Below are 15,086 nucleotides of genomic sequence, written 5' to 3'. Positions count from 1 at the left end.
AATTAAGTGCAAATGGGACATACATTCATAATTAATCGTCAAAAAAAGACAGAAAAAGCTCTGTTTTCAAGGCAAGTTAGCTCTGAAAAGTAAAACGCCAATTTAAATTCTTTTAATCACTAAAAAAATCGATGTTTGAGTGTGATTAAAAGTAATTATACAACGGTTTTTTTTATTGATTTTTATAACAGAAAGACTTCTTAGATAGGAAGAAGTCTTTCTGTTTAAATCTGTTTTATCTTATTTTTTTATCAATTTAATCGTTTCAACCTGATTGTTATCATAGGTTATTTTCAACAAATAAACTCCATTTGGGGAGCTATTTAAATTCAAATTGGTATTTCCAAAATTAATATTTTCCGATTTAATAATTTTTCCATTCAAATCATATACTACAATAGCGGCACGAGCATCATTATTTAAAGAGAATAGACCATTTGAAGGGTTAGGATAGACTGTTGTTTTTGATGAAAATTCAAAATGATTGTTATTTAAATTAGTCGAGCAGGTATTTCCTGTTGTCACAATGCTGGTTGCAGTCCAGTTTGAGGTATTTCCTATAAGTTCAAAACCATCTAACATTCCTGTATAGGCATTGCTGCTGGCATCTGCAACTGTGGTTACTGTTGAATTGTTTCTATTATCAAGACCTTGGTTAAATTGGTAATACGCTAATAAATTAGTTTGTCCTGGCCCTAGTTCGCAATTTTTATTATTTTGAATTTCAGTTTGAGTCAAAGCTTTGTTCCAAACACGAACCTCATCCATTTGTCCCTTAAAAATTTCTCCATAGCCATTATATCCTAATATCATTGGTGCCACGCTTGTTGGCAAAGTATAATTGGATGGGGTTGGTGTGGTACCAACATTTACTCCATCAACATACAGTGTTACAGAGGTGCCATCAAACACCATCGCTACATGTTGCCATGTGTTTGGTATAACTGTTCCTCCTGTAACTACGTAACTACCAAAACCAATGAAACAATTAAATTCACCATTAACGGTACGTAAATCAAATTGAGTAGAAGATCCGTTACCATGATTGGAAACAATAGTTTCTACATTTGAATCCCTAGTTGTTTTAATCCATGCCTCAACGGTTAATTTATTGGTATTACTCAATACTGTAGAAATACCAGTGTCGCAGTTTACTTTGTCATCTATTCCATCAAAATCCAATGCTGATGCATTAAGATTTACCTCAATAGCCGTTCTTAAGCTTTCGCAACCTGAAACCGCTTGAGAGACATAATAGATGCCGCCGGTTATTGGAGATGAATTTGCTAAAGCTGTGCTTCCTGTAGAAGCTGCATACCATTTTAAGTCGGTTCCAGTTGCGGCAATGTTGGCAACCGTAGCGTCTTTATTAAAAGTTTGTGGACTAATGGCTGTAGGTGCCGAAGTTGTATTTATCATTACAACAACTGCATTTCTTGGACTTTCGCAGCTACCAATAGTTTGCGAAACATAATAGGTTGTTCCTGATGTCAATGCAGTTGTGGCACCCAATTCGTTTAACGATTCCAATGAAGAATACCATTTGATACCCATTCCTGTAGCCGTTAAATCAGCAATTGTAGCCGCCGTACAAAAAAATTGCGGACTTGTAACCGACAATTGTGCCGGACTCATTGTTCCGGTAACTACGCCTCCTGGTGCAACCCAGTTTGAGGAAGATCCAGTTAAGGCAAATCCGCTTAACGTACCGGTATTATCATTTCCACTGGTATCAGTCAGGGTAGTAATTGCTGTATTATTTGCAGCATGAATACCTTGGTTGCACTTGTAATAAGCCACCAATCCTACTTGTCCTGCAGGAAGTTCCCCATTCATATTGTTTTGAATTTCACATTCAGGTAATACTCTGTTCCAGATACGTACTTCGTCTAATTTACCTCCAAGTAAATTTGCAGTATCAAATGTACCAAGTCGTACAGCGTTTCCGCCAGTAAAAGGAGGTACAGAGGTATTGCTTGCTACTAAAACACCATTTTTATACATTTTCATTGTGGTGGTTGCAGCATCATAAGTCAAAGCAACGTGATACCATGTATTAGCTGCAATTGGAGTTGGGTCCTGCACTGCATTCCAGATACCATTGTGTCCTGCCGACAATCTGTTTCCATAATTTGCAGAGGGATACAGTGCGTGTTGCCCATCTGAGCCTCCCGAAATAAGATTGTTTTGGAGACTTAAATCTGATAAATAAAACCAGGCTTCTTTGGTATATGTTACAGGCATTATATCCCCCAGTTCCACATAATCATTGACACCATCAAAAGACAATGCACTTGCTGAAACCTGTCCTCTCGAAAAACTTGTGGTCAGCACAATGGCAAACAAAAGTATTTGATTTCTTAATAGAGTAATTTTTCTCATAGTTTTTCTTTAAAATGTTAGATTACAAAATTCTGGCAAATCCAAACGAATTCACGTAAGGGGAAACCCCTGAATTATTTATTTATAATTCAAATACTGATTCAAATAGATACATTTGTAAAAAAAACAATAAGGTTATGTCTAAAACCAATTATTTATTTCATGCTTTTCTTATTGCAATTTTTTTGCTTGTTTTTTCTTGTCAGAAGAATGAAACGAATGAAGTTTTATTTCAAAAAGAAGAACCAGTAAAGGAAGATGCCACAAAAGCCTGGTTGCATAAAGTGGAGCATTACAAGAAGGACAAAAATTATTTATCGGTTTTTCACAACTATTACAACGACAAAATAAAAGAAAAAAAATATTTGGAAGCAGCCGAAGTTTTAGATTTCGCCTGTGTATATCTTGCAGATTCTTATGACTTTAATGATCAGTTTATGACTAAAGTCAAAGAATTTGACACCAGATACAGACACAAAGTCCCTGAATTAAAAACCACTTTTGTAGATGCTTATCTTGCCAATTATTATTTCGACAAGTATAATTTAAAAAAGGCATGTGAGTACTTTAAAAAGATTACGACATTAGAGCCTGACGACTATAATAGCTGTTACAATATTGCCAGAGCTTACTACGATTTATCTTATATTTATTATATTATGGGGAAGCAAAATTTAAGTCTGCTTGCCAATCAGAAATCTTTTGAATATTTCAGCAAAATAGATAATCCTAAAGGTTTGGCTTTTGTTTATTCGAATTACGCTAATATATACACTGCCATTGGTGATAAAAAAAGAGCTATTCAAAATGCGGACAAAGCAATACAAGCGTATAAAAAAATTGACAATACCTATAATGTCTATATCGGTTTGATTAATAAAATTTCGATATATGAATATTTAAAGGACAAACGTGAAAGGCCATTAATCGATTCTGTTTATCAGGCTTTTATTAGCAGTAACGATGAAAGTAAAATATTAAAAATAAAAATATTTGATTTTAAGGCAGAAAATTTAATTCATGAAAACAGGTTATTAGAAGCCAAAAAGATACTGAACGATTTAAAACCTGTTGTTGAAGAAATAGATTCTGATGATTTAACTCAGGAATACAAATTAACATCTGCATTGTATGAGATAAAAAAGAATCCAAATTATTCCAATTTTGCAGATATAAAAAAAACATTACCCACTTTAATCAGCAATCAGCAATATGAAAAAGTCAATATGCTTTATGGAGTATTACAAAACAGTGCAATTCAAAATAAAGATTATAAAACTGCTTTAGCCTATGAAGCACAAAAGAAAATTATTGCAGATAGTATAGGAAGCATAATTACCAGGGTAAAAACAGTAGAACTTGAAAAAAAATATCAAACTGAAAAAAAAGCACAGGAATTAAAAATAAAAGAACAGACCATAACAAACAAAAATACAACAATTGCACTTTTATGTGCCAGCTTGATAGGGATATTGCTTATAAACTTTGCATTTAACCTGAAACAAAAACAAAAAAAATTAAAACTCGAAAAAGAAAATACGCAGTTATACACCAAACAACTCCTCGAAAAAACAGAAGAAGAGCGCAAACGTATTGCAAGCGACCTGCATGACAGTGTAAGTCACGAACTGCTGAGTTTAAAAAACTCCTTCGAAGAAAAAACAGAAATTACCAGTCAGAAAATTGATGCTATTATTAATGATATCCGAAGTATCAGCAGGAATTTACACCCTATAATGTTTGATAAAATAGGATTAAAAGAAAGCATTAATCAAATGACAGAACGGGCAGAATCTGTTAATAATTTCATGGTTACGGCCGAGATTGATTATCACCGTGTTTTATCTTCTTCCGATGAATTGCAAATTTACCGTATTGTGCAGGAAGCACTTTCCAATATCATAAAATATGCTGATGCAATTGCTGCTAAAATTTCTATAACGGAAAACGAAAACAGCATTATAATTGAAATTAAAGACAATGGAAAAGGATTTAATGTAGAAGAAACTTTAAACAGTAAATCTTCATTTGGCCTGCATAATATTATAGAACGAAGCAGGGCTATTGGCGGGCAAGCTAATATCACATCAAATACAAACGGCACAATAATTACCATCGATATAAAGAAAGCTCAATGAGAATATTAATTGCAGATGACCATCCTTTTACCCTGTCTGGAACAAAAAGTTTTGTAGAATCTTATGGGTATAGAGTGGAAGATACCTGTTCAAATGGAATTTCGGCACTAAATTTAATTAAACTTCACTTACCAGATATTGCTATTCTGGACATTAATATGCCAGGTTTGGATGGTCTTGATGTGGCCAAAGCAATACAGGAAAGTAAACTGAAAACCAAAATCATTTTACTGACCATGCACAAAGAAATGACCATATATAAAAAGGCGAAAGAATACGGAATTTATGGTTATATTCTAAAAGAACATGCTCAAACCGAATTAGAAAAATGTCTTCAGGAAGTAAAAAAAGGACATGAATATATCAGTGCTTTTTTGAAAGATGATTTAATAACAGATACTCCCAATGATAACAATGAACTGGCACATCTGACATTATCTGAAAGGAAAATTATTGAACTGATTACGCAGCAAAAAACTACAAAACAAATTGCCGAGTTATTATTTTTATCTGAAAAAACGGTTGAAGGCCACCGAAGCAAAATAATCGATAAATTAGGCTTGCCTAAAGAAAAAAATGCATTACTGATTTGGGCCATGCAGAATAGTAAAAAGTAGACATCTAAACCATGAAATCTTTCATTTTAATAATTACTTTCTTTTTTATCAATTTTGGCAATCAGGAAACCGATAAGCTTATAGGCAGTTATTATTTTATCTGCGAAAATGGATATTTTACAAACCAGAATGATAAGATTATATTTAAAGATAGTACTTACGCTTTTTCAAATAAATTTATTCCATCTGGAAAAATTTCGTATGGAAACAGCATTTTATTAGACAATTTCACCAATTCTAAAACCATTATCAGTATTCCAAAAAATCAAATTGAGAAAGACACCATGATTTTTTACATTCATGATAGAAATGGTTTTGTTATGAATTATTTGGATATTGCTGTCGGAAAAGGAAAATTTATAAAAATAAAATGATGCTATTTTAATCTTATAAGATCTGGAAATTCTCTCTTTTTGAAGGTTCCTAATACTTCTGAAAATAAAGATTTCTAATCCAGCCCTGATAGCAGCGACATCCTGTTGTTGCGGGGTTCGCAGCAATAGATATAGCGAATAGCAGGAGTATAGGTGTTTTGAAACTAAAATTACTGCTCCCAAAACCAGCACAATATAAATCTTAGAATCTTAGCCACTCAGACCCCAGAACCTTTCTTAATCTACATTAAGTGCGTTTCATCTATGATGGTGGTATCTTTGTACTATAAAAATAACAAATACACAAAATCATGGAAAATATAGTATTGCACAAAGCAGAAACAAGAGGAAATGCAAATCACGGATGGTTAAACGCTTATCACAGCTTTAGTTTTGCAAGCTGGTACAATCCGAACAGAATTCAGTTTGGGGCACTTCGTGTTTTGAACGATGACACGATTGCAGGCGGAATGGGTTTTGGAACACATCCACACGATAATATGGAAATCATTACTATTCCGCTTGAAGGAGATTTGGCTCACAAAGACAGTATGGGAAATACCGAAGTAATCAAAAATGGTGATATCCAGGTAATGAGTGCCGGAACCGGAATTCAGCATAGTGAGTTTAACCCAAATGCTGATCAGCAGACTAAATTGTTGCAAATCTGGTTGTTTCCAAACAAAAGAAATGTTACGCCGCGTTACCAGCAAATTACGTTGAATGTTGCAGACAGACACAATAAACTGGCTCAGGTTTTGTCTCCAAATGCAGATGATGAAGGAGTTTGGATTCATCAGGATGCCTGGTTCAACATGGGGAATTTTGACTCAGGAATTGAAACAGAATACAAAATTAAAAAAGAAGGAAACGGAGTGTATGCTTTTATCTTAAAAGGAAACGTAACCATCAACGGTCAGGAATTAAATACCCGTGATGCGGTTGGGATTTCAGGAACCGATACTTTAAGCATTAAGGCCAACACAGATGCTGAATTTTTATTGATGGACATTCCGATGAACTATTAATTCAGTGACAAAAAAATAATACCTGTACGCTAAAACGATAATTAATCTGTAAATCAGATTGTTATCGTTTTTTTTATTTGCTTTCTTGAAAAACTAAAAAAGAAAGGTTAACTTTATGAATAGACTTAGTTCTGGTTAGCATAATCAAATAAGATTATATTTTCTTTCTTAATCTAGGTTAAGTGCTTTAGACTTACTGTCACCGTACCTTTGTCTTATCAAAATGAAATTAATATTTAAAAAATAAAATTATGGCAACTACAAAATGGTCAATTGACCCAACTCACTCAGAAATTGGTTTTAAAGTAAAACACATGATGTTTACCAATGTTTCAGGAAAATTTTTAACTTACGATGCAACAATTACTACTGAAGGTGATGATTTCGAAAATGCAGCAATTGAATTTTCAGGTGATATCGCTTCTATCGATACTGCCAATGCTGACAGGGACAATCACTTAAAAAGCGGTGATTTTTTTGATGCTGAAAACCATCCAAAATTAACTTTCAAAGCTTCCTCTTTCAAAAAAATCAATGATGAAAAGTATGAAATCACTGGAGATTTAAACATCAGAGGAGTTGCAAAAACAGTAACTTTTCCGGTAGAATTTAGCGGAATCCTGACTGATCCATGGGGAAATACAAAAGTAGGTTTGAGTATCGAAGGAAAAATTAACCGTAAAGATTGGGGCTTAAACTGGAACTCAGCTTTAGAAACCGGTGGTGTTTTAGTTGGCGAAGAAGTTAAACTGAACATTGAATTACAGTTTGCTAAACAGGCGTAAATTATTATTTATTCTTTTGATTGTTTATTTTTTATTAATCTAGTCAACTGAATATCACATATAAGAAACCCTTCCTAAACTTAGTTTAAGAAGGGTTTCTTTATTTAAAACTACAATCAAATGCTAAAATTTAAGCATTAGCTGTAGCGGCTTCTTTATCAATTTTTCCAATTAATCCCGCCAATACTTTTCCTGGACCAACTTCGGTAAATAAAGTAGCTCCGTCAGCGATCATTTGCTGTACAGATTGTGTCCATTTTACAGGAGCTGTCAATTGAATGATTAAGTTCTTTTTAATTTCGTTAGCATCAGAAACTGCACTTGCTGTCACGTTTTGGTAAACCGGACAAATTGGAGCTGAAAAAGTGGTCGCTTCAATGGCTGCTGCCAATTCTTCTCTTGCTGGTTCCATCATTGGGGAGTGAAATGCTCCTCCAACAGGTAAAATCAAAGCACGTTTTGCTCCGGCAGCTTTCATTGCCTCACACGCTTTTTCAACTGCTGATGTTTCTCCTGAAATTACTAATTGTCCCGGACAGTTATAATTTGCTGCGACTACGATTCCGTCGATTGAGGCACAAACTTCTTCCACCACATTGTCTGCCAATCCTAAAACTGCAGCCATTGTTGAAGGTGTTATTTCGCAGGCTTTTTGCATTGCTAATGCACGTTGTGAAACTAATTTCAGACCGTCTTCAAAAGATAAAGTTCCGTTGGCAACCAAAGCTGAAAATTCTCCTAGAGAATGTCCTGCCACCATTTCTGGTTTGAAATCATCTCCTAATGTTTTGGCTAAAATAACCGAATGTAAGAATACGGCCGGCTGTGTTACTTTGGTTTCTTTTAGTTCTTCGGCAGTGCCTTCAAACATGATATCAGTAATTCTGAAACCTAAAATTTCATTGGCTTTTTCGAATAATTCTTTTGCCAATGGAGATGTTTCATATAAGTCTTTGCCCATTCCTGTAAATTGTGCGCCCTGACCCGGAAATACGTATGCTTTCATTTGTCTAATTTAAGATTGCTATTTTTTAAATTGAAAATTAGTTTCAATTGAAAGGCAAAAATAACATTTTTTTAGCTCGTATAATCCTTAAACATATAAATCCATGCTAATCTTGAGAATCGGAGATTGAAAGAAGTAAACAAGATAATGACAACAGCAATAATCGGAATGATTCTTAAATCGAAATTCTTTTCGAAGAAAAATTGAGCGATACAATACGTTGCAATTCCCTGAGCTACTGTTAATCCATAATTTACATACATGGCGCCAAAGAAAAATCCAGGCTCTTTTTGAAATTTATAATTGCAATGACTGCAAGTTTCATTCATTTTTGGAAAACCAAAATTCAGAAAAATATTTTTGTCTTTAAAAACCTTTCCTTTATGACAAACAGGACATTCGTTGCTTAAAATATGAGTTAATGTGTTAGACATAATATTGTTTTTTTATATTTATACAAAGGTAAATCAGATACTATAAAAACCTTTTTTATATCTTCGCTATTGATAGCACAATAAAGACATTTTATCATGAAAAAATATCCGGTTTATAGTGTAGAGAATTTTAGCTGCAACGATATTCATCGTGAATTTTATGTAAACACATTTAAAGAGCACTTAAAAAGCCACAGTTTTGTCGAAGAACCGCACCGGCATAACTCTTATTTAATGGTTTTTTTTACGGATGGATCCGGAATTCATGAAATCGATTTTGACCGGTTTGAAATCCAGAAAGGAAGTCTGTTTGTCTTGCAGCCCGGACAAATGCATCATTGGAGTTTGTCTGATGATATTGAAGGCTTTGTGATTATATTTTCGCAGGAACTTTATAATTTATATTTCGGACAGAAAAAAATCAACGATTATAATTTTTATGATTCGATTCACAATTGTCCTGAAATGGTTTTTGAAGCTGATGAAATACCCAAGATTTTGCCTTATTTTAAATTATTAACTGAAGAAAATAAGCAGCACAATAATTTTCAATTGGATAAAATGCTGAATTTACTGGATTGTATTCATATTGAAATTGGGCGCAAATACAGTGAAACCTATTCGCATCAAACCCATTCGTACAATATCAAAATCAATACATTCGAAAAGCTTCTGGAGCAGCATTTTAAAGAAGAAAAATCGCCTTCTTTTTATGCTGATAAATTAAATATCACCTTAAAACACCTAAACCGAATTTGCAATGAAATTTTACAAAAAACAGCCACAGAAGTCATTATGGATCGGGTTATTCTGGAAATCAAACGAATGCTGACCGATAAACAGTTGGCTGTAAACGAAGTGGCATCGGCTATTGGCTATGATGATTACTCGTATTTTTCAAGAGTTTTCAAAAAACAAACAGGAGTTTCTCCGACGGCTTTTCGGGATTTAAAGAACTAAAAATTTAAACCATATAAGTTATATAAGTTCATTTAAAAGTTTGGCGCATAATTTATTATTAAAAATGTTTCTGCTTTACTCAATAACTAAGAGAAAAACTTATATTTTCTTATATAACTTATATGGTTCAAAAAAATATTTTAAATGGTTACAGCTTCCAGAATTTTGAAATTGCTTTTTGGTGCTTCGCATAGTGAACAGCAATAGGTTTCAGCTAAATCTGTAAATAAAATGCCTTTTGGAATGTTTTGGCTTTCATCTCCGTATTCCGGATTATAAGTCGTTAAACATTCCTGACATTGGTAAACATCTAATTGCGGTTTTTCTTTTTTCTGTGTATTTTTTTCTGTTGTTTCCGGAATTGAGTTTCCTAATTCTTCAAAGTATTTTCGGCTCAGTTCTATCAAAATTGTTGGTAGCTCCAGCTTATCAATATCTTGTGAATGTACAATGTATTCTCTTGTATTTGGGTCAAAATTCTTTGCAAACAACACATTGTAAGTATCCCTGATTTTTATGGATTCCAGATCTTTAGGCAATTCATTTTTTTCGATTACAATCGAAGTAAAATAATGCCCGTCACGATTGTATTCAGACAAACCGAAATTTAATCCGTAGGTACTGATATCAAATTGATCGAGTGTACGAACTAAAAACGTTTTCAGGTTCAAAGCCCAGTCCATTGCTACGGGCAGATGCCAGTTCAATTCTAAAAGTGAATGACGTACATTGATTCCTTTTTTACCTAAAAATTTCTCCCATTCCAGTTTTCTGTCTTTCGGGATTCCTTTTATAATAAAAGATTTCCATGGCGTAATACATATTTTACCAATTTTGCAATCGAAACATAAATCGCACATCTCTTTTAGGAAATCCAAATCATAAAAATTATTTCTCCAGTACAAACCAAGCCAGTACTGGTCGATACCCATTCGATTCATTCCTTCGTAGTACGGAAAAGGATAAAAAGGAACATTTAATGGTTTATCAATCGTTCTGTTATTGGTGTCCAAAGCTTCACTTACGAGACTAAAAATCATATCGATTCCGAAAGATTCTTCGGTTGTAACAATACGTTCGATTTCATAGTAAAACGTTGCTATATCCCAACTGTAAATCAATACCGGATATACTTCCATACGATGCCATTTGGGTAAGCGAATGTACAAATACCAATAATCTTCATGTTCGGAAGCAATAAAATTAAGATGTCCGGTAAATAATGGAACCAACTGCTGCTTTGGATCATTGATATTGACCTTAAGTTTGGGCTGGTCTTTAAATTGTTCTAAAATATATAAAAACTTATTTCCTGTCAGCCAATTGGTATTTCTGAAAATATCTGTAGAGACATAAGAAGAAACGATATTATTACCGCTCTTTTCATCGGGAAAAACAAAATGATGTTTCCCCATTTTTTCTTTATCCAAAGCTTTAAAACCTTTTGGAAAAATAATATCTTGTCTTGAACCAAATGAAATTGAATCTAAACCCTGATCCGCAGCCATATTGACCACTTCTCTAAGTTCTCCCGGCGAAATAACGCCTCCTTTTACTATTAATCTCGTTAATTCCATGTTCTTATAGTTTTTTTAGTTTGCTTCGCCAGTTCGGCTTCCAGCCTCGAGTCATGTTTCAAGTTTCAAGTTTTTCTCTATGCGGTTAACTTGAAACGTGAAACAAAGAAAACCTGAAACAAAATTTTTAAACTTTACATTTTGCTAAAATTTCTTTGACTTCGGTTTTACAGCTTCCACAGCCTAATCCGGCACCTGTATTTTTACATAAATCCGTAAAATTATTCACACCGCTTTTAATGGTTTCTTCAATGTTACCTGCTCCAACCTGACTGCAGGAACAAACTAATTTTCCCAATACCGGCTTTGCATTTGAACTTCCTCTAAGCAATGAGTTTCGTTTTTCTGACAATTCAATTTTGCTTTCGATCATCGTTTTAAACTCGGCAAACTCATTTTTGTCACCCATCAAAATGGCGCCGACCAATAAATCATTTTTGACTATACATTTTTTGTAATAGCGTTGTTTCAAATCGGCAAAAATTATTTCTTCATATGAATCATCGTTTTCCGGAATTTCAACATCACCAATACTGCATAGATTAATGTCTTCCAGTTTCAGGATGTTCATTAAAACAGAACCTTTGTAGTAACTGCTGATATCTCCGGCCAAAAAGTTAGCCAGAATATCCGCTTGTTCTTCTGCTGCTGATGTGATTCCGAATAACTGATTGTTGAATTCGGCTATTTCTCCAATAGCATAAATGTCCGGATTTGACGATTGTAAATACTGATTTACCTTTACTCCACGACCACAGGCAAGTCCCGTTTCTCTCGCAATTTCGATATTGGGAATAGTGCCAATGGTATATACAATAGCATTTGCGGTAATGATACGTCCACTTTTCAGGGCTATTTCAAGCTCGTTATCGTTGTCCGTTTCAAAAACAGTACTGACTTCATTATCAAAATAAATCTGAATATCACGAAGCTGCACTTCTTCGGCCAATAATTTACTTGAAACACGATCCAACTGACGTTCCATTAAACGTGAAGCCCTTTGGATGATGGTAATTTTTACTTTTTTATGTTTTAAGGCCGCTGCTAATTCTAATCCTAACAGACCTCCACCCACGATTACTACATGCTGTTCTTCCGGAGGCAAATTGGTGTCATCAAGGTGTTTTTTTAAACGATCAGCATCTTCTTTTCGTCTCACGGTAAAACGTCCCGGCAAATGTAATTGTGCGTTTTCAGGCACAAACGGACGGCTTCCGGTAGCTAAAATCAAAGAATCAAAAGTATGTGTATCGCCTAAAGTGTCTATAATTGTTTTTTCGGCAGCATTTATTTTACCAACAGCAACACCTGCATTCATGGTAATTTTCAATTTATTTAATGCTTCACCATCTTTAACCTTTAATAATTGCTGCCACGAAAATTCGCCTGTCATATATTCCGGAAGCAATACACGATTGTAAAACGGATTTATTTCATTTGAAAAAACTACAATTTCATCGGTAGAATTGAATTCACGATAATTTTGAATGAAACGGAAAGCCGCAGCTCCCGCACCCACAATTGCAATTTTCTGAAAAGGTTTTACATATTTGGTAATTGAAACGGTCGTATATTTAAAATCAGGTTCTTTTGAAATTGGATCAACTAAAGTATTGGTTAAATTATTGGTCCTGTTTAAATCATTTTCAAGTTGTTTTCCCCAGTGCATGGGCAGAAAAACCACTTTTTCCTTGATTGAATCCGTAACTTTTGCTTTTACACGAACTTCTCCGTTCTTGCTGGTTACAATTACGATATCGCCATCTTTAATATCTGCTTTAAAAGCATCAATCGGATTAATTTCTAGAACCGGACTTGGTGTATGCGTCATCAATCGCGATACTTTTCCGGTTTTTGTCATCGTATGCCATTGGTCACGAACCCTTCCTGTAGTCAAAATAAATGGAAATTGAGGAGATGGCTGTTCCGATGTATTTTCAATAGACGTTGGTAAATTAAAAATCGCTTTTTGTGATGGGGTATAGAATTTTTTATCCGTAAAAAGACGAGGCGTTCCCGGATGTCCATAATCAGGAACCGGCCACTGAAAAGTACCTTCGGTTTTTAATCGGTTATAATTTAAGAATGAAATATCAATATTAGTGTTTTTGGTCAGTGCACAATGCTCTTTGTAAATCTCTTCGGCACTATTAAAATTGAAACCGTTAAAATTCATTTTTTGAGCAAAACGAATCAGGATTTCAATATCCGGAAGTGCTTCTCCGGGAGCATTTATTCCTTTTGGCAAATACGAAATGCGACGTTCAGAATTGGTCATCGTGCCATCTTTTTCCAGCCATCCTGCTGCGGGTAATAATAAATCGGCATACTTCGCAGTGTCTGCATTATGCGAAATATCCTGAACGACAACAAATTTAGCATTTTGCAAAGCTTTTTCGATTCGACGGGAATCAGGTAAACTTACTAACGGATTGGTGCAAATGATCCAAACGGCCTTCATTTTACCAGATTCCAGTGCTTCGAACATTTCGGTCGCTGTCAAACCCGGTTTTTCTGAAATTGCATCAACTCCCCAAAAATCCGCCACTTCTTTTCGATGTTCGGGATTTGCTAAATCTTTGTGCGCGGCTAATAAATTCGCCATTCCGCCAACTTCTCTTCCGCCCATTGCATTAGGCTGGCCTGTTAGCGAAAAAGGCCCTGAACCCGGCTTTCCAACCTGTCCTGTTAATAAAGATAAATTCAATAAAGCTGTATTCTTATCAACACCAACCACACTTTGGTTCAATCCCATAGCCCAAAGCGAAATAAAACCTTTTGCTTTTCCGATGGTATCAGCAGCCAGTTTAATATCGTTTACTGAAATGCCACATAATTTTGAGGCTTTTTCCAGTGAAGTATTTAAAACTAAATCTTTATATTCTTTAAAATTTTCAGCATGATTTTTCACGAAGTCATGATCAACATATCCTTTTTCAATGATACGCTTTGCCATCGCATGATATAAAATAATATCAGAACCCGGAATAATCTGCAAATGCAAATCGGCGAAAGCAGCTGTATCGGTTCTTCTTGGATCAACAACAATAATTTTTACTTTCGGATTGTTCTCTTTGTGTTTTTCAAGCCTTCTAAATAAAATCGGGTGACACCAGGCAGGATTTGCTCCTGTAATTAAAAATGTATCAGCCAGTTCAATATCGTCGTAGGCAATTGGAACAGAATCTTCACCAAATGTTTTTTTATACCCAACCACGGCAGAACTCATACAAAGTCTGGAATTCGTATCTATATTATTGGTCTTCAAAAAACCTTTTACTAATTTATTTACTAAATAATATTCTTCAGTTAAGCATTGGCCTGAAATATAAAAACCTACACTATCCGGTCCGTGTTTTTTTATGATAGAAGAAAAAACGGCTGCAGCACGATCAATAGCGGTATCCCAGCTTACACGCTCCAACGGATACGATTTGCTTCCGCGCATTTGTGGATACAGGATCCTGTCTGAAGTATCATTAACTACATAATGCAAATTCATTCCTTTAGAACACAACATTCCCCTGTTTACAGGATGATCTTTGTCTCCTTCAACCATTACACCGTTTTTTGCATCATTTGTAACGATTATTCCGCAGCCAACACCACAGTAGGAACAGGTAGTTTTGATTTTTGTGTTTTGCATTCTGGTTTTTTTTAAATACTATAATTATAATCTTTTAATAAGGCTCTAGATAAAGCACTTATTTAAATCTACACAAAAATAAGTATTTTTACGTACAAATACGTATTTTGTCAATTTATTTTTCTATTTTTGAATCAAA

General features: G+C 34.5%; 11 protein-coding genes. 6 read left to right on the top strand and 5 right to left on the bottom strand.

What is annotated here, in order from left to right:
* Positions 1 to 240 precede the first annotated feature (240 nt).
* A complete protein-coding gene (locus BXU10_RS10935; RefSeq protein WP_078227362.1) occupies positions 241 to 2,382 on the bottom strand; it encodes a LamG-like jellyroll fold domain-containing protein in 2,142 nt (713 codons plus the stop codon).
* 137 nt (positions 2,383 to 2,519) lie between these two features.
* Between BXU10_RS10935 and BXU10_RS10930 the strand changes: the two genes are divergently transcribed.
* From BXU10_RS10930 to BXU10_RS10910, 5 genes are all read left to right on the top strand, one after another.
* A complete protein-coding gene (locus tag BXU10_RS10930; RefSeq protein ID WP_078227361.1) occupies positions 2,520 to 4,520 on the top strand; it encodes a sensor histidine kinase in 2,001 nt (666 codons plus the stop codon).
* Positions 4,517 to 5,137, top strand: a complete 621-nt coding sequence (locus tag BXU10_RS10925; protein ID WP_078227360.1) for a response regulator transcription factor — start codon at positions 4,517 to 4,519, stop codon at positions 5,135 to 5,137. The genes BXU10_RS10930 and BXU10_RS10925 overlap by 4 nt, the downstream gene beginning before the upstream one ends.
* A gap of 11 nt (positions 5,138 to 5,148) precedes the next feature.
* A complete protein-coding gene (locus BXU10_RS10920; protein ID WP_078227359.1) occupies positions 5,149 to 5,511 on the top strand; it encodes a hypothetical protein in 363 nt (120 codons plus the stop codon).
* A gap of 311 nt (positions 5,512 to 5,822) precedes the next feature.
* On the top strand, positions 5,823 to 6,539 hold the full coding sequence (locus tag BXU10_RS10915; RefSeq protein WP_078227358.1) for a pirin family protein: 717 nt from the start codon (positions 5,823 to 5,825) through the stop codon (positions 6,537 to 6,539).
* Positions 6,540 to 6,790: 251 nt separating this feature from the next.
* Positions 6,791 to 7,324, top strand: coding sequence for a YceI family protein (locus BXU10_RS10910; RefSeq protein ID WP_078227357.1), 534 nt, complete (start codon positions 6,791 to 6,793; stop codon positions 7,322 to 7,324).
* Between the two features lie 130 nt (positions 7,325 to 7,454).
* Here the strand turns inward: BXU10_RS10910 and fabD are convergent, their stop codons facing one another.
* Positions 7,455 to 8,330: an ACP S-malonyltransferase gene (gene fabD / locus BXU10_RS10905; protein ID WP_078227356.1), complete on the bottom strand. Its 876-nt coding sequence runs from the start codon at positions 8,328 to 8,330 to the stop codon at positions 7,455 to 7,457.
* A 71-nt stretch (positions 8,331 to 8,401) separates the two neighbouring features.
* Positions 8,402 to 8,764 (bottom strand): DUF983 domain-containing protein, encoded by a 363-nt coding sequence (locus tag BXU10_RS10900; protein ID WP_078227355.1) that lies wholly within the window; start codon positions 8,762 to 8,764, stop codon positions 8,402 to 8,404.
* Positions 8,765 to 8,860: 96 nt separating this feature from the next.
* Here BXU10_RS10900 and BXU10_RS10895 point away from each other — a divergent pair, with 96 nt between their 5' ends.
* A complete protein-coding gene (locus BXU10_RS10895) occupies positions 8,861 to 9,724 on the top strand; it encodes an AraC family transcriptional regulator (protein ID WP_078227354.1) in 864 nt (287 codons plus the stop codon).
* Positions 9,725 to 9,864: 140 nt separating this feature from the next.
* Here the strand turns inward: BXU10_RS10895 and BXU10_RS10890 are convergent, their stop codons facing one another.
* Together BXU10_RS10890 and BXU10_RS10885 are read right to left on the bottom strand one after the other, a co-directional pair.
* Positions 9,865 to 11,301: a rubredoxin gene (locus BXU10_RS10890; RefSeq protein WP_078227353.1), complete on the bottom strand. Its 1,437-nt coding sequence runs from the start codon at positions 11,299 to 11,301 to the stop codon at positions 9,865 to 9,867.
* Between the two features lie 127 nt (positions 11,302 to 11,428).
* On the bottom strand, positions 11,429 to 14,947 hold the full coding sequence (locus BXU10_RS10885) for a nitrate reductase (protein ID WP_078227352.1): 3,519 nt from the start codon (positions 14,945 to 14,947) through the stop codon (positions 11,429 to 11,431).
* Positions 14,948 to 15,086 lie beyond the last annotated feature (139 nt).

The sequence above is a fragment of the Flavobacterium sp. LM4 genome (assembly GCF_002017935.1).
GTDB lineage: Bacteria > Bacteroidota > Bacteroidia > Flavobacteriales > Flavobacteriaceae > Flavobacterium > Flavobacterium chungangense.
Note: the sequence above shows the minus strand (reverse complement) of the source record. Positions and strands in the feature narration are given on the sequence as shown.